General features: G+C 73.0%; 11 protein-coding genes. 7 read left to right on the top strand and 4 right to left on the bottom strand.

The window, feature by feature from the left end:
- The first annotated feature begins 153 nt into the window (after positions 1-153).
- The gene (locus ACFYPJ_RS22120) at positions 154-1,614 is read left to right on the top strand and encodes an NDP-hexose 2,3-dehydratase family protein (protein WP_389019657.1); all 1,461 of its coding nucleotides are present in this window, start codon (positions 154-156) and stop codon (positions 1,612-1,614) included.
- An 86-nt stretch (positions 1,615-1,700) separates the two neighbouring features.
- On the opposite strand, the gene ACFYPJ_RS22115 is transcribed toward ACFYPJ_RS22120, so the two are convergent.
- The 4 genes from ACFYPJ_RS22115 to ACFYPJ_RS22100 form a co-directional block, all read right to left on the bottom strand.
- The gene (locus ACFYPJ_RS22115) at positions 1,701-3,068 is read right to left on the bottom strand and encodes a 3-deoxy-7-phosphoheptulonate synthase class II (protein WP_389019654.1); all 1,368 of its coding nucleotides are present in this window, start codon (positions 3,066-3,068) and stop codon (positions 1,701-1,703) included.
- Positions 3,069-3,136: 68 nt separating this feature from the next.
- On the bottom strand, positions 3,137-5,914 hold the full coding sequence (locus ACFYPJ_RS22110) for an AAA family ATPase (protein WP_389019651.1): 2,778 nt from the start codon (positions 5,912-5,914) through the stop codon (positions 3,137-3,139).
- A gap of 128 nt (positions 5,915-6,042) precedes the next feature.
- Complete coding sequence (locus ACFYPJ_RS22105; protein ID WP_389019649.1) at positions 6,043-6,861, bottom strand: shikimate dehydrogenase family protein; 819 nt, start codon at positions 6,859-6,861, stop codon at positions 6,043-6,045.
- The gene (locus ACFYPJ_RS22100; protein ID WP_389019647.1) at positions 6,858-7,937 is read right to left on the bottom strand and encodes a 3-dehydroquinate synthase family protein; all 1,080 of its coding nucleotides are present in this window, start codon (positions 7,935-7,937) and stop codon (positions 6,858-6,860) included. Before ACFYPJ_RS22100 ends, ACFYPJ_RS22105 begins: the two co-directional genes overlap by 4 nt.
- Before the next feature lie 243 nt (positions 7,938-8,180).
- Between ACFYPJ_RS22100 and ACFYPJ_RS22095 the strand changes: the two genes are divergently transcribed.
- From ACFYPJ_RS22095 to ACFYPJ_RS22070, 6 genes are read left to right on the top strand one after another with little or no spacing between them, the layout of a single operon-like run.
- Positions 8,181-9,836 carry an ABC transporter substrate-binding protein gene (locus ACFYPJ_RS22095; protein ID WP_389019645.1) on the top strand — a complete coding sequence of 552 codons (1,656 nt, stop codon included), beginning with the start codon at positions 8,181-8,183 and terminating at the stop codon, positions 9,834-9,836.
- The gene (locus ACFYPJ_RS22090) at positions 9,833-10,774 is read left to right on the top strand and encodes an ABC transporter permease (RefSeq protein WP_389019643.1); all 942 of its coding nucleotides are present in this window, start codon (positions 9,833-9,835) and stop codon (positions 10,772-10,774) included. The genes ACFYPJ_RS22095 and ACFYPJ_RS22090 overlap by 4 nt, the downstream gene beginning before the upstream one ends.
- Positions 10,771-11,685 (top strand): ABC transporter permease, encoded by a 915-nt coding sequence (locus ACFYPJ_RS22085; protein WP_389019640.1) that lies wholly within the window; start codon positions 10,771-10,773, stop codon positions 11,683-11,685. The genes ACFYPJ_RS22090 and ACFYPJ_RS22085 overlap by 4 nt, the downstream gene beginning before the upstream one ends.
- Entirely contained in the window at positions 11,682-13,331 is a 1,650-nt protein-coding gene (locus ACFYPJ_RS22080) for a dipeptide ABC transporter ATP-binding protein (protein WP_389019637.1), read from the top strand. Before ACFYPJ_RS22085 ends, ACFYPJ_RS22080 begins: the two co-directional genes overlap by 4 nt.
- Entirely contained in the window at positions 13,324-14,298 is a 975-nt protein-coding gene (locus ACFYPJ_RS22075; protein WP_389019635.1) for a monooxygenase, read from the top strand. The genes ACFYPJ_RS22080 and ACFYPJ_RS22075 overlap by 8 nt, the downstream gene beginning before the upstream one ends.
- Positions 14,295-15,320: an LLM class flavin-dependent oxidoreductase gene (locus ACFYPJ_RS22070; RefSeq protein ID WP_389019632.1), complete on the top strand. Its 1,026-nt coding sequence runs from the start codon at positions 14,295-14,297 to the stop codon at positions 15,318-15,320. The genes ACFYPJ_RS22075 and ACFYPJ_RS22070 overlap by 4 nt, the downstream gene beginning before the upstream one ends.
- Positions 15,321-15,386: the final 66 nt, after the last annotated feature.

Below are 15,386 nucleotides of genomic sequence, written 5' to 3'. Positions count from 1 at the left end.
CTGTCAACCCCATGCTGACCGGGTAACAGGCCACGGAAATCCCCTAATTCCCCCCTGAGTTGAGGTGGGCGCCCGCCACCGGCATTCGGCCTCCCGCATAGTGGGCCCGGAAGTGGACGAGGACAGGCCGCCCATCAACGCCGAGGAGTTCCCATGCTCGACACATCGGCCGCCGTACGACTGCGCAGGCCGGACGAGCGCATGGCGCTGCGGATCACCGAATCCGCGCTGGCGGCCGAGGGGGTCATGGACCTCGCCGGATTCCACCGCTGGTTCGCGCACCGGCGCAGCTTCGACGTGGCCCGGGTCGACCGTATCGACCTCGACGACCTGGAGCGCTGGGGTCGCGACCCGGACACCGGCGACCTCGTGCACGACAGCGGGCGCTTCTTCGCGGTCCGCGGTCTGTCCGTGGAGATGCCGGGCGCCGCGGTGCCCTCCTGGGCCCAGCCGATCATCGACCAGCCGGAGATCGGCATCCTCGGCATCGTGGTCAAGGAGTTCGACGGCGTCCTGCACTGCCTGATGCAGGCCAAGAACGAGCCGGGCAACTTCAACGGTGTCCAGCTCTCACCCACGGTCCAGGCCACCCGCAGCAACTACACCAAGGTGCACCGCGGCCATGCCGTGCCCTATCTGGAGTACTTCCAGGACACCAGCCGGCACCGGGTGGTGGCCGACGTCCTCCAGTCCGAACAGGGGGCCTGGTTCTACCACAAACGGAACCGGAACATCGTGGTCGAGGTGACCGAGGACGTCGAACTCCGTGACGGTTTCTGCTGGCTGACGCTGGGGCAGCTGCACCGGCTGCTCGACGGCGACGACATCGTCAACATGGACTCCCGCACCGTGCTGTCCTGCCTGCCGTTCTCCGGCGCCGACCTGGCGGCCGCCTTCCCGCGGCCCGACGAGTCCTTCGGTGCGGCCGTGATCCGTTCGTGCAGCGACGAGCAGGGCGCGCTGCACACCACGGACGAGATCCTCAGCTGGATCACCGAGGCCAAGGCCCGGGCCCTGGTGCGGACCCGGATCGTGCCGCTCGACGGGGTCGGCCAGTGGCGGCGCACCCCGGCCGAGATCGTCCACGAGACCGGCCGCTTCTTCCGGGTCATCGGCATCTCCGTGCAGGCCGAGCACCGGGAGGTCGCCGGCTGGACCCAGCCCGTCGTCGAACCCGTCGGCGTCGGCATCAACGCCTTCCTCGTCAAACGGATCGGCGGCGTGCTGCACGCCCTGGTCAACGCCCGTATCCAGCCCGGCTATCTGGACGTGGTGGAACTCGCGCCCACCGTGCAGGCCACACCCGGCAACTACACGGTGCTGCCCGACGAGGCCCGGCCCCGGTTCCTCGGTGAGGTGCTGGCGGCGGCCCCGGACCGCATCCGCTTCGACAGTCTGCTCTCCGAGGAGGGCGGCCGTTTCCACCAAGCGCGCAACCGCTATCTGGTCATCGAGGCCGACGAGGACTACGAGCCCGAGGACGCGGCGGACTTCCGCTGGCTCACCCTGCACCAGCTCGTCGGCCTGCTGCGGCACAGCCACTACGTGAACGTGGAGGCCCGCAGCCTCATCGCCTGCGCGCACAGCCTGGTCGGCGCGGTGCGGACCGGCTGAGCCCGCACCCGGCCCTTCCTCCCAGGTGAAGGTGGCTCCCTCGCGGTCTCGCGGGGGAGCCACCTGCACGTGTCCGTTCGCGCCCGTCAGCCGCGGAGCATCTCGGCCACCAGGAAGGCCAGCTCCAGGGACTGCTCCGGATTGAGCCGGGGGTCGCACACCGTCTCGTAGCGGTCCGCGAGGTCCTCGTCCGAGATCTCCTGTGCGCCGCCCAGGCACTCCGTGACGTCGTCCCCGGTCAGCTCCACGTGCAGACCCCCCGGATGAGTGCCCAGGGCGCGGTGCACCTCCAGGAAGCCGCGGACCTCGTCGGCCACCCGGTCGAAGTGCCGGGTCTTGTAACCGCTCGGGGACTCATGGGTGTTGCCGTGCATCGGATCGCACTGCCAGACCACCTCGTGGCCCGCGGCGGTGACCCGCTCCACGATCGGCGGGAGCACCTCCCGGATCCGGGTGTTCCCCATCCGCGTGATGAACGTCAGCCGGCCCGGGACGCGCTGCGGATCGAGCCGCCGCGCGTATTCCACGGCCTGCTCGGGCGAGGTGGAGGGGCCGATCTTCAGACCGATGGGGTTCGCCAGCAGCTCCGCCAGCGCGAGATGCGCCCCGTCCGGCTGCCGGGTGCGCTCACCGATCCACAGGAAGTGGCCGGAGACCCCGTACAGCCGGCCGTCGTGCGGGCGCAGCAGTGCGCGCTCGTAGTCGAGCAGCAGCGCCTCGTGCCCGGCGTACACCTCGGGGCCGTAGAGCGTGCTGGCGTGGTGGCCGATGCCGTGGTCGATCTCGGTGGCCAGCCGCTCGAAGCGGGCGCCCGCCGGGGTACGCCGGACGAAGTCCTTGTTCCACTCGTGCACATGGTGCAGTCCCGCGTCGCCCGCGGGGCCGGTGACCGCGCGCAGCAGGTTCATCGTCGTGCTCGCGTTGGCGTGGGCCTGCAGCATGCGCTCGGGGTCCGGGGTCCGGTCACCCGGCGTGGGCAGGAACGAGTGGACGATGTCGCCCCGGTACACCGGCAGGCCGAGCGAGTCCACCGTCCCGGACCGGGGTTTGGCGTACTGGCCGGCGATCCGGCCGATCTTCACCACCGGCAGTCCGGTGCCGAAGGCCAGGACGACCGCCATCTGCAGCAGCGTACGAAGGTTGGCCCGAATGTGCTGTTCCGTGTTGCCGGCGAAGGTTTCGGCGCAGTCGCCGCCCTGTAACAGGAAGGCCTGGCCACGGGCCACCTCGGCCAGGCGCGCGCCCAGCTCGTCGACCTCGGCGGGCAGCACCAGGGCGGGCAGGGTGCCGAGCGTCCCGCGCACCGCCTCGACAGCGCCAGGGTCGGGCCACCGGGGCTGCTGCTGCGCCGGTTTGGCCAGTGCTTCGTCGAGCCGGGCGCGCAGCCCGGACGACAGCTGCTGCGGGCCGGACGGGTGCGTGGACGTGACGGAGGCGCGTGGGGCGACGGACATGGTCCACCTGCTTCGGTGTCGGTCTCGGCCGGGTTGAGGGGGCGGGGGGAGAGGGGAGGGACACGGGGTCACGCGGTCTTCTTGCTGACGTCGGCCCACAGGCCGACCGGCAGGTCCTTGCGGCGCTTGACGTGGAGCTTGCGGTAGACCCGGGTGAGGTGCTGCTCCACGGTGCTCGCCGTGATGTACAGCCGGTCGGCGATCTCGCGGTTGGTGTAGCCCATCACCGCCAGCGAGGCGACCCGGCGTTCGGAGCCGGTGAGCGACGCGATGTCCTCGCTGCTGTCCGGGGCGGAGCCCGCCCGTGTCATCCCGCTGTCGTTGACGGCGAGCAGTTCCTGCGCGACGGGCCCCGCCTCGCACCGGTTGGCGACGTACAGCGCGTGCCGGAACAGCAGCCGGGCACGTCGTTTGTCGCCGGTCGCGTAGCAGGCCCGGCTCAGCTCCGACAGCACCCGTGCCTGCTCGTACCGGTCGCCCGCCGCCTCGAAGAGGTCCAGCGCCTCGGCGAGCAACTGCGGCCGACGGCGTGGCGGTACGGTCGCGGCGAGCAGCCGCAGAGTGAGGGCGCGCACCCGGCCGCGCTCGTTGCCGAGCCGGCCGAGCTGTTCGTGCAGCAGCTGCCTGGCCTGGTCCTGGTTGTCCAGGCGCAGCCATGCCTCGGCGGCACTGGTGCGCCACGGCACCAGGTCGGCGTTGTCAAGGCCCCAGCGGCGGACCAGATCGCCGCAGGCCAGGAAGTCGGCGAGGGCGGCATGGGAGTGGTTGGTCGCCAGCCGGTAGTGCCCGCGCGCATGCAGGTAGTGCAGCCCGTACCAGCTCTGGAACACCGCCTCGGGCAGGGCGCGGGTCAGATATTTCGCCGCGTCCTCGTAGTCGCCCATCCGGGTCGCGGCCAGCGCCAGCGTGCCCAGCGGCAGTGCCACCGCCACCCCCCACGACTGGTGGGAGAGGTAGGTCAGCGCGGCCTGGCCGAAACGCACCGCCGACGGCAGGTCGCCCTGGCGCAGCGCGACATGGGCGCGTATCCCGGCGAACAGGGCGCGCTGGGTGGGTGCCTCGCGGCCCTGCGCGTCGTCCAGGAGCTTGTCGCACCACTCCGCGGCGATGTCGTGCCCCTCCGCCTGGACCAGGGTGAGCAGCGCCGTCAGGGCCGCCTCCTCGCCCCAGCGGGTGGCACCGCCCAGGCGCAGCTCGCGCAGTACCTGCTCGGCGCGGTCGACCAGTTGTGCGCTCTTGCCGTGCACCAGGCCGTCCGCCAGCAGCGCGGTGACCTGGAGCTGCGGTTCGATGCGCGGGGTGACCAGGGGGCCGCGCCGGTCGGCGGGTGCGGCCGGCTGCCGGCGCCGGCACAGCGGCGGGTGGGCGAGGGCCAGCCACCGTTCGGCGTCGCGCAGCGCCATCGACTCCTCGGTGTGTTCGTCGCCGCTGCTGAGCAGCCGCAGCCGCTCCAGTACCTCGGTGGCCTCCTCGGTGCGCCCGAGCCACAGCAGTTTGCGGACGAGCGCAAGGTTCTGGCCACGGTCCAGGTGCTCGCCACGGCCGGCGGTGAGCGGGGTGAGGTGCCGGCCGGCGGCCGACGGGCTGTACTGCCACTCCGCGTGGGCGAGGCGGGCCCGGATGGTCGCCCGGTCGCGTTCGTCGGTGGTGCAGCGGTGCGCGAGCCGCAGGCAGTCCGCGGCGAACTCGTACCGGTGGTCGAGCAGCGCGTGCTCGGCGGCTTCCAGCAGCACGCCGGTCGCCCAGACCGACTGGCCGCGGCCGGCCGCCACGAGATGGCGGGCCACGGTGGTGGCGGTCGCGCCCTGCTCCTGGCGCAGCTGGGCCGCTCTGCGGTGCAGTTCCGTGCCGTCCTGGGCGCCCATGAAGTCGAGCACGGCGGACCGGGCCAGCGGGTGGCGGAACTCCACGCCGTTCAGCAGGCCGTTGTCGGACAGTGAACGGAGCGTGCGTTCGACCGTGCCGGTCTCGGTGCCGAGCAGCTGGCCCAGCTCGGCGGGTGCGGCGCCGCCGTCCAGGACGGCGAGGGCCTGGACGACGCGCAGCAGCATCGAGTCCCCGCGGTGCAGGCAGCTGACGAACGTGGCGCCGAAGCCCTGCGGCCGGGGCTCGCCGGAGAGCAGGTGGTCCTCGGTGAGGACCCGGGTGAGCAGCGGATGGCCGCCGCCCGCGTCATGGACCGCCGGCGCCAGGGTCCGCGCCCTCTCGGCGTCCATCCGCTCCTCCAGGAACTGGCGGACGCCGTTCTGCGAGAGCGGCGGGATACGGATCCGGTGCGCGTGCGGCTGGCGCAGCAGTTCGGAGTGGACCGGCGGGCCGGACGGCAGCATTCCGGTGTCGTCCGTGACCACCAGGAGCACCCGGCCGTTGCGCAGTCGGCGCACCAGTCTCAGCAGGCAGTCGAGCGATGCCCGGTCGGCGTGGCGCACCGTGTCGACGCCGAGCACCACCGGTGCGGACGCGGACAGTTCGAGGATCACCTGGGACAGGGCGTGCAGGACGCGCGCGAGTTCGGGCGGCACGGGTCCGCAGGCGGGCCCGATCGGCAGGGCGGCGGCGTCACGCAGCAAGGAGCGCGCCCGTGCGGCGAGTTCCGGCCGCAGCGGGGCGCTGTCGAGGAGCTGGCTCACCACGCCCAGCGGCACCGGACTTTCGGCCGGATGGCAGGACGCGTGCAGGTACAGGGCGCCGGATCGGGCGGCCCGGTCACCGAAGGCGTGCAGGACTTCGGTCTTTCCGCTGGCGATGCTTCCGTCGAGCAGGGCCACGTGGCCGTGCCCCTGGGCTGTTTCGGACAGGAGCTTGTCCAATAGCTCCAACTGTTTGTCCCGTTCGACCGGTTTCACTTCGTTACCCCCATTTTGTTGCGGTCGTACGCGCGTTCTCATTCACGAAGCGAAAGACATCATGCGGGGGCCACGCCTACTGTCCGGGAATCGCTCGCCCATTGGTGAACCGAAGTTCATGGTTCCGATTACCGGTCCGGAGCCAGCCGGAAGAACTCCCGGTAGAGATCGAGTTGCCGGGTCAGCATGTGCACGCCGTGATGGACCGGATGGCCCAGCGCGGCGGCCGACTTCAGCAGCGCGGTGTCCCTGGGCTTCATGATGATGTCGGCGACCACCGCACCGGGCTCCAGCGTTTTCGGCGCGAACGGCAGCGGATCGCCCGGGCCGAGACCCAGCGGAGTGGCGTTGACCGCAAGGTCAGCACCCTCCGGATCGGGAACGCCACGGCCCGCCAGCCGCCCCGGCCACACCCGGGACAGCCGGGCGAGCAGCGCCTCGCGTCGCTGACGGTCGGGCTCGCAGACCGTCAGCCGGGCGGCGCCCGCCCCGAGCAGCGCCGCGGCGATGGCGCTGCCGGCGCCACCCCCGCCGACCAGCATCACCCGCCGTCCCTCCGGTGCGTGACCGGCGGCCCGCAGTCCCGCCACGAAGCCGGCGCCGTCGAAGTTCTCCGCGTACCAGCGGCCGTCCGGTTCACGGCGCAGCGCGTTCGTGCTGCCGCTGAGCCGGACGGCCGGGCTCAGCCCGTCCGCGAACGCGCGGGCCGCCGCCTTGTGCGGGACGGTGATCAGCAGCCCGTCCACGTTGCCCGCCCGTTGCAGGCCCCTGACGACGTCCGGCAGGTCGTCCGGGCGGGCGTGCACCGGCACCAGCACGGCATCGGTGCCGGGCCGGTTCAGCAGGGGATTGAGCAGGGCAGGCGCCTGCACCTGGCGCACCGGGTCCCCGATGACGGCCAGCAGCCGGGTGGTTCCGCTGATGCTCCAGGGCGCGTCACCGGTCATCGCGCCGGCGCTCCCGCCGTCGCACGACGCGGCATCGCGTCCAGGACCGCCGCCACCGTCTCCGCCGGAACGCCGGAGACGAGTTCGGCACCCGCGGGCCCGTCCAGCACGAAGGCCAGACCACGGGTCGCCTTCTTGTCCAGCCGGGCCAGGGCCACCAGTTCGCCCGTGCTCACCCCCGCCGGCAACTCGGTGGGCAGCCCGTAGTGACGTACGACGTCCAGGTGCTCGGCCACCCGCTCCGGACCGATCCGGCCCAGCGCGCCGGCCAGCCGCCCGGCGAACACCGTGCCCACGGCCACCGCCTCACCGTGCCGCAGCGCGAAGTCCGTGGCCCGCTCCAGGGCGTGGCCCAGCGTGTGGCCGTAGTTCAGCAGATGCCGCAGCCCGGCGTCGCGTTCGTCGAGGCTCACGATCTGCGCCTTGCGGGCCACGCTCGCCGCGATCTGCTCCGCCGTGCCGAGGCCGCGCAGGTCACCGGCGCCGATGAAATGACAGCGGGCTATCTCCCCGTAGCCGTTGATCCGTTCCCGCTGTGGCAGCGTGGTCAGGTAGTCCGTGTCGCACAGCACCGCCCGGGGCTGCCAGTACGCGCCGATCAGGTTCTTGCCCTGCGGCAGGTTCACCGCCGTCTTGCCGCCCACGCTCGCGTCGACCTGGGCCAGCAGCGAGGTCGGCAGGTGCACCACCGGCACCCCGCGGTGGTACAGCGCGGCGGCCAGACCCACCGCGTCGGTCGTGGTGCCTCCCCCGCAGGAGACCACCACGTCCGACCGGGTCAGGCCGAACTGGGCGAAGCAGACGCAGAGTTCCTCCACCCAGGCCAGCGTCTTGTGCCGCTCGCCGTCCCGGGCCGCGATGTGCAGGGCCTCGACCCCCGGATCGGGGGTCCACGCCCCGGGCCGGGCCGACACCACCACCGCCTTCCGGGCGCCGATCCGGGCGATCACCTCGGGCAAGGTGTGCCGGACCCCGGCGCCGATGCGCACCGGATAGCCCCGTTCGCCGAGATCGACCTCGATCGTGTGCCAGGACGAGCCGTCCGCGGCGGCGGCCCCCTGCGCAACTCCGGTCATGTCGCACTCCCCCTGTCGGTCATGTCGCACTCCCCGTCGGGTTCGGCCCCCGGCCGCGTCGCCGGTCCGCCGGCACTGCGGCGGAGCGTAGTGCCGTGCCGCGCGCCGACTCGCCGTGCGCGCTGCTCCACCGCGGTCCGCAACCGCAAATAAGGGTGGGTATAGGGGGGAGGGCAGGGGGGCCAGGGGTACGCCGGAGACGCAGACTCGGGAGCGGCACAGAGTCGGACCCGAGGAGAGACCATGCAGTCCCGGCGAGGATTCCTGCTGATGTCGGCAGCCACCAGTACGGCGGTCACCCTCGGCACGATGGGCCTCACCGCCTGTTCCACCGGCGGCGAGGACACCGTGGGGGACACCCCGCAGGACGGCGGCACCCTCACCTACGCGGCATCCACCGAACCCGACAGCTGGGACCCGCACCAGGCGTCCACCGGGGTCACCGCCCGGCTGCTGCGCCCCGTCCTCGACTCCCTGGTCACGCTGAATCCGGACGGCACGGTCGCCCCGTGGCTGGCCGCCTCGTGGCAGGTCTCCGACGACGGCCTGAGCTACACGTTCAAGCTGCGCAAGGACGTCACCTTCAGCGACGGCACCCCCTTCGACGCGACCGCGGTCAAGGCCAACTTCGACCACGTGGTCGCGCCCAAGACCGTCTCCAAGGCCGCGGCCCCGCTGCTCGGCCCCTACGAGCGCACCGAGATACCCGACCGGTTCACCGCGGTCGTCCACCTCAAGGAGCCCTACGCCTCCTTCCTGCGGTCCGTCGCCTCCACCTTCCTCGGCTTCCACTCGCCGAAGGCGCTCAAGGAACGCGGCGCCGAGCTCGGCTCGGGCGGCCCGGCCATCGTCGGCACCGGCCCCTTCCGCTTCGTCTCCCGCATCGCGGGCCAGCAGGCGGTGTTCGAGCGGCGCCCCGACTACCGCTGGGGACCCGCGGGGGCCGCGCACACCGGCGCCGCGCGGATCGACCGGATCGTGGTGAACATCCTCACCGAGAACGCCTCACGGGTCGGCGCGGTCACCTCCGGCCAAGCCGACGTGGCGGAGGAGATCCCCGCCGCACGCCTGGCGTCCGTACGCGCCCAGAGCGGCCTGAGCCTGCTGCGCACCGCCGTGCCCGGCACGTCGTACACCTTCTACCTCAACACCCAGCGCGCGCCCTTCGACGACCTCGCCGTCCGCCGGGCCGTGCAGTGCGCCGTCGACCTGCCCGCCATCGTCAAGGGCGTCTTCCAGGGCGAGTACCAGCCGGCCCGATCACCCCTGAACCCCTCGACCTTCGCCTACGACAAGAACCTCGGGGACCTCTGGGGATACGACAAGGCCAAGGCCGAGCAGTTGCTCGACGCGGCCGGCTGGACCGCACGCGACGCGGCCGGCTACCGCACCAAGGACGGCCGGCGGCTGACGGCCCAGTTCCCCTACGTGCAGAGCTTCGTCTCCAGCGACAACCAGTCCATCGCCATCGGGATCCAGGACGCGCTCAAGAAGGTCGGCATCGCACTCGACCTGATCCCGGTCGACTCGGCCACCAGCATGGACCGCACCGCCAAGGGCGACTACGACATGTTCGCCTTCGGCTGGGAGAGCCCCGACCCGGCCCTGCTGCGCAACCTCTACCACTCCAAGAAGCAGTTCGGGAAGGGCGGCCTGAACGGCGCCCGGGTGCACGACGCCCAGCTCGACACCCTGCTCGACCGCGCCCAGCGCACCGACGACCGCGACCGGCTCGTCGAGCTGTACCAGAAGGTCCAGCGCCGGGTGATCGACCAGGCGTACTCGATCCCCACGTACGTCGCCTCCCGCGACTCGGCGGTACGCAGCCGGGTGCACGGACTGACCTACGACGCCTTCAGCGAGCTGGACCTCTACGACGCCTGGGTGAGTGGACGTTGACGGGCGGCGTGCTGCGGTTCGTGCTCCAGCGGCTGGCGGCCGGCGCCCTCGTCGTCTGGGGCGCGGCCACCCTCACCTTCTTCGCCGTGCACCTCGTGCCCGGCGACACGGTGGCCGCGCTGATCGGCCCCGGGACACCTGTCACACCCGAGCTGCGCCACCAGGTCCTCGTCGACAGCGGACTCGACGACCCGCTGCCCGTCCAGTACGTGCACAGCATGGGCGCGCTGCTCAGCGGCGACCTGGGACGGTCGTACCAGCTCAACCAGCCCGTCGGCCAGGTGCTCTCGGGACAGGTGCTGCCGACCGTGCAACTGGCGCTGTGCGCCCTGGTGTGCGCCCTGCTGCTGGCGGTGCTCGCCGCCATCGCGACAGCGGGCCGCAGCGGATTCGCCCGGACCCTCGCCTCGGCCGTGGAACTGGTCACGGTGTCCGTGCCCGCCTTCTGGCTCGGCATCGTGCTGCTGACCGTGTTCTCCTTCCACCTCCATGTCTTCCCCGCGGCCGGGGACGGCTCGGCCGCCGCGCTTGTCCTGCCCACCCTGGCTCTGGCCCTGCCGCTGGCCGGAGTCCTCACCCAGGTCATGCGGCAGGAACTGGAGCAGACGGACGGCCGGCCCTTCGTGCTGACCGCCCGGGCCCGCGGCCTCGGGGAGACACGGCTGCTGCTGCGGCACACCCTGCGGCACGCGCTGCTGCCCCTGACCACCATGTCCGGATTCCTGCTCGGCGGGCTGTTCGGCGGCGCGGTCCTGGTGGAGAACATCTTCGCCAGGCCCGGCCTGGGCCGGATCCTCGTGCGGGCCGTGGAGGCCCGCGACATCCCGGTGGTGACGGCCCTGGTCCTGCTGTCGGCCGTCGTCTTCGTCGTCATCAACATCGTCGTCGACCTGCTGCACCCGGTCATCGATGCGCGGCTGAGGAAGGTGACCCCATGAGCGTCGACGGCAGGCCGAGGGACGAACGGAAAACCATGGGGAGGGGACGGGCCGTGCGGGTCGGTGCCGCGGCCGCGTCGCCCAGCGGGCCCCGCGCGGGCGCCCGGTGGGCGGGCCGGGGCCGGGTCCCGCTGCTGTGCGCGGGCGCCCTGCTGCTCCTGCTGGCCCTGGTCCTCGCCGCGCCCGGCCTGTTCACCGACCACGACCCGAACGCGACCGACGTCGTCCAGACGTTCCGGGCACCCGGCGCCGGCCACCTGCTCGGCACCGATCAGCTCGGCCGCGACGTGTTCGCCCGCCTGGTGTACGGCACCCGGATCTCCGTCGCGGTGTCCGCGGCGGCCACCGCCATCGGCGTCGGCGGCGGCGCCCTGCTCGGCCTGCTGGCAGCGGTCGGCACCCACCGGGCGGACGCCCTGCTCATGCGCGTCGTCGACGTCCTGATGGCCTTTCCGGAGACGCTTCTCGCGCTGCTCGTCGTCGCCGTGCTCGGCGGCGGCACGCTGAACGTCGCCGTGGCCATCGGACTCGCCGGCATCCCCGGCTACGCCCGCCTCGTGCGCGGCCAGGCCCGGCTGGTGCTCGGTTCGGAGTACGTCGACGCCGCCAAGGTGCTCGGGGTGCCGCCGTGGCGCTACCTCCTGCGGCACGTGCTGCCGAACATCGGCGGCTCGGTCGTCGTCCTCGCCTCCATCGGTTCCGGCGCGGCCATCGCCAGCGGAGCCGGACTCAGCCTGCTGGGCCTCGGCCCCAGACCACCGCAGGCCGACTGGGGGTCCATGGTCGCCGACGGCAAGGACTTCCTGCAGACCGCCTGGTGGATCTCGGTCGCGCCCGGCGTCGTCATCTCCCTCGTCGTCGTGGCCGCCACCGCCATCGGCCGCCACCTCCAGGCCTCGGCGGTGCGATGAACCTCATCGACGTGCACAACCTGAGTGTCGCCTTCGGACGCACGGACCGGCCCGTCGTGCGCGGCGTCAGCCTCGCGGTCGCGCCCGGCGAGTGCGTCGCCCTGGTCGGCGAGTCCGGGTCCGGCAAGAGCGTCACCGCACGCGCCCTGATCGGCCTCGCCGGACGCCGCGCCCGGGTGAGCGCCGACCGGCTGGACATCGAGGGCGCCGACGCGACCCGGTTCACCGGACGACGCTGGCGCTCCGTGCGCGGCCGGCGGATCGGCATGGTGCTCCAGGACGCGATGGTCTCCCTCGATCCGCTGCGCACCGTCGGCGCCGAGATCGCCGAGGGCGTCGCCCTGCACCGGGCCGCGGCCGGCCGGGACGTCACCGAACGCGTGGTGGAACTGCTCACCGACGCCGGGGTACCCGAGCCCGAGAGCCGGCGCACCCAGTACCCGCACCAGTTGTCCGGCGGGCTGCGCCAGCGCGCCCTGATCGCCGCGGCGCTGGCCGCCGACCCCCGGCTGCTGATCGCCGACGAACCCACCACCGCCCTGGACGCCGTGGTGCAGGCGCAGATCCTGCGGCTGCTGGAACGCATCAAGGGCGAGGGGCGGGGACTGCTCCTGATCAGCCACGATCTCGCTGTGGTCGCCCAACTCGCCGACCGCGTCCTGGTGATGCGCGACGGCGACGTGGTCGAGCAGGGGCCCACCGCACAGTTGCTGACCGAGCCCCGGCACCCCTACACACGCACCCTCATCGACTCGGTCCCCACCGGGCGGCGCCGCACCGCACACCCGCCCGGCGAGGTCCTGCTCACCGCCGAGCACCTCGTGAAGACCTACCCCGGGCACGGGAAGACCCCCGCCCGGCGCGCGCTGGACGACGTCTCGCTGACCCTGCGCGCGGGCGAGAGCCTCGGCGTGGTCGGCGAGTCCGGCTCGGGCAAGAGCACCCTGGCCAGGGTGCTGCTCGGCCTGCTCCCGGCCGACACCGGAGACGTACGCCTGGACGGCGGGCCCTGGAGCACCCTGGGCGAGCGGGCCCGCAGACCCCTGCGGCACCAGGTGCAACTCGTCCACCAGGACCCGTACGCGTCGTTCGACCCGCGCTTCACGGTGGGCCGGATCATCACGGAGGCGCTGCCCGCCGCCACCCGCAGGGACCGCACGGAGCGCACCGCCGAACTCCTGGATCAGGTCGGACTGGACGCCGGGCTGCTGCGGCGCCGGCCGCACCAGCTCTCCGGCGGCCAGCGGCAGCGGGTCGCCCTCGCCCGGGCGCTCGCGCCGCGCCCCCGGCTGCTGGTGTGCGACGAGCCCGTCTCCGCGCTCGACGTCACGGTGCAGGCCCAAGTGCTCGACCTGCTCGGCAGGTTGCAGAGGGACACCGGGGTGGCCCTGCTGGTCATCACCCATGACCTGGCGGTGGTGCAGGAGATCAGCGACCGCGTGCTCGTGATGAGGGACGGCGTGATCGTCGAGGAGGGCCCGACGCGCGACGTCTTCCGCCACCCCCGGCACGCGTACACCGGCTCCCTCGTCGACGCGATACCGGAGCTGTCCCGCGCCACCGGCGAGGCCACCCCGCACGGGAGCCCGTCTTCGGCTTCCGTCCCTTCCCGGAAAATCCCACAACGACGGAGTGTGCATGACTGACACCACCTGGAAGGCGGAGGCGGACGCCGGCGACTGGGGCGAGCGGGCTCGTACCGTCGCGGTCGAACTCGCCGCCTCGGCCGCGGAACGCGCGGCGAGCGCGCGGCTGCCGCACCGTGAGGTGACCCTGCTCAAGGACTCCGGTCTGATCACTCTGCTCGGGCCCGCCGAGCACGGCGGCGGGGCACAGGAGTGGCCGGTGGCCGACCGGGTGGTGCGGATCGTCTCGGCCGCCGACCCCGCGCTCGGCGAACTCCTCGGCCGCCACTACGTCTGGGTCAGGCTCGCCTCCTTCATCGCCACCCGGGAGAAGACCGAACACATCGACGAGGTCTCGGCCCGGGCCCGGTGGCTGTTCGGGGGTGCCCTCGACGTCCGCGGCGCCGCCCTCACCGTCCGCGACCGGGGCGACGACATCGTCTTCAACGGGCGCATCACCCCGTCCACTGCCGCCCGGGTCAGCGACATCACCCTGCTCGAAGGCCGGTTCCCCGACGGGTCCCCGGTCAGTTCGCTCGCCATGTCCACCCACGTCGGACTCACCTTCGACGACGACGATTCGGGCACCGTCACCGTGCGCGACGCGGACATCCCGTGGAGCGGGGCGCTGGGATACGTCGGCAAGGTCTTCCAGCCCCGCGCCTACAACGACCTCCTCGTCCCCACCCTCCACCTGGTCCTCGCCCAGGCGGCGCTGGGCGCGGCCGCCGGCCGCCTCGCCGCCGGCGGGCACCCGCACAGCGGCCGTACGGAGCTGGGGGCCGCACTCCGCGCGGCCGAGGACGAGGCCGACGCGGTGTCCGAGGAGGCCGGCGCGCTGCACCGCCGCGCCGCCGCACTCACCGCCTCCGAGACCGCCGCCCACGCAGACCGCACGGCCCGCCTGCTGGCCAGGGCCCGCGCCGCGGCGGCCGCCGTGACCGGGCAGAATGCCGCCTCCGTGCCCCAGCAGGACGGTGTCCGATGAGCGCCCCGCTGCCCCGGATCCCGCTGTCCGTGCTCGACATCGCGCCGGTGGAACGTGGCCGGAGCACGGCACAGGCCCTCGGCACCGTGGGCGAACTGGCCCGCCGGGCCGAGGAGTTGGGCTTCCTCAGGGTCTGGGTGGGCGAACACCACGACACCCCCGGAGTGGCCAGCGTCGCACCCGCCGTGCTCCTCGCCGCGCTCGGCTCGGCGACCCGCACGATCAGGATCGGCTCCGGCGGGGTGATGCTGCCGAACCACGCGCCGCTCGTCGTGGCCGAGTCCTTCGGCACGCTGGGCACGCTGTTCCCGGGCCGGGTGGACCTGGGCGTCGGACGGGCACCGGCCACCGGCCAGGCCGTCGCGTCGGCCCTGCGCCGGCTGCCCGTGGACGCCTTCGCCGACGACCTCAGCGACCTCGTCCACTTCGTGACGGACAGCTTCCCGCCGGAGCACCCGTACGCCGGTCTCACCGCCATGCCCGTACCGGCCGCGCCGCCCGAGGTCTGGGTCCTCGGATCCAGCGTCGGCAGCGCGGCCCTCGCCGGGCAACGGGGGCTGCCGTACGCCTTCGCACACCACTTCTTCGGTGCGCGCGGCGCCGCGGAGGCCCTGGCCGCCTACCGCTCCGCCTTCCGTCCCTCGGCGCTGCTCGACGCGCCGTACGCCATGCTCACCGTGCACACCGTGTGCGGCGAGGACGACGGCCACGCGACCGGACTCGCCCTGCCCGCGGTGGTCTCGGCCCTGGAGATCGGCGGCCTGGCCCGGCACGATCCGCTGCCCACGCCCGACGAGGCGGCCGGCTACGACTGGCCCGAAGAGAAGCGCACCTACGCCGGGACGCTGCTCGCCGGGCAGGCCGTCGGCGGTCCTGAGACCGTCCGGCGCCGGCTGGCCGAACTCCTCGACGCCGCCCGGCCGGACGAACTGATGGTGACCAACAACGTCACCGACACCAAGGAGAAACTCCGCTCCCTGGAACGGGTGCGGGAACTGTTCGGGCCGACCGGGAGCCGATGACCCGGGGACGACGGCGCGGCGCCCGCCCCGAGGACCGGGGAGGGGCGCCGCGCCCTGCCGTCCGGC

It is taken from the genome of Streptomyces sp. NPDC006012, from assembly GCF_042871185.1.
In the GTDB taxonomy this organism is placed as follows: Bacteria; Actinomycetota; Actinomycetes; order Streptomycetales; family Streptomycetaceae; genus Streptomyces.
Note: the sequence above shows the minus strand (reverse complement) of the source record. Positions and strands in the feature narration are given on the sequence as shown.

Excerpts from the sequence above, each read along its gene's own strand:
- ACFYPJ_RS22120 (WP_389019657.1), top strand. The coding sequence starts at position 154 with ATGCTCGACACATCGGCCGCCGTACGACTGCGCAGGCCGGACGAGCGC.
- ACFYPJ_RS22115 (WP_389019654.1), bottom strand. The coding sequence starts at position 3,068 with ATGTCCGTCGCCCCACGCGCCTCCGTCACGTCCACGCACCCGTCCGGC.
- ACFYPJ_RS22105 (WP_389019649.1), bottom strand. The coding sequence starts at position 6,861 with ATGACCGGTGACGCGCCCTGGAGCATCAGCGGAACCACCCGGCTGCTG.
- ACFYPJ_RS22100 (WP_389019647.1), bottom strand. The coding sequence starts at position 7,937 with ATGACCGGAGTTGCGCAGGGGGCCGCCGCCGCGGACGGCTCGTCCTGG.
- ACFYPJ_RS22095 (WP_389019645.1), top strand. The coding sequence starts at position 8,181 with ATGCAGTCCCGGCGAGGATTCCTGCTGATGTCGGCAGCCACCAGTACG.
- ACFYPJ_RS22085 (WP_389019640.1), top strand. The coding sequence starts at position 10,771 with ATGAGCGTCGACGGCAGGCCGAGGGACGAACGGAAAACCATGGGGAGG.
- ACFYPJ_RS22080 (WP_389019637.1), top strand. The coding sequence starts at position 11,682 with ATGAACCTCATCGACGTGCACAACCTGAGTGTCGCCTTCGGACGCACG.
- ACFYPJ_RS22075 (WP_389019635.1), top strand. The coding sequence starts at position 13,324 with ATGACTGACACCACCTGGAAGGCGGAGGCGGACGCCGGCGACTGGGGC.
- ACFYPJ_RS22070 (WP_389019632.1), top strand. The coding sequence starts at position 14,295 with ATGAGCGCCCCGCTGCCCCGGATCCCGCTGTCCGTGCTCGACATCGCG.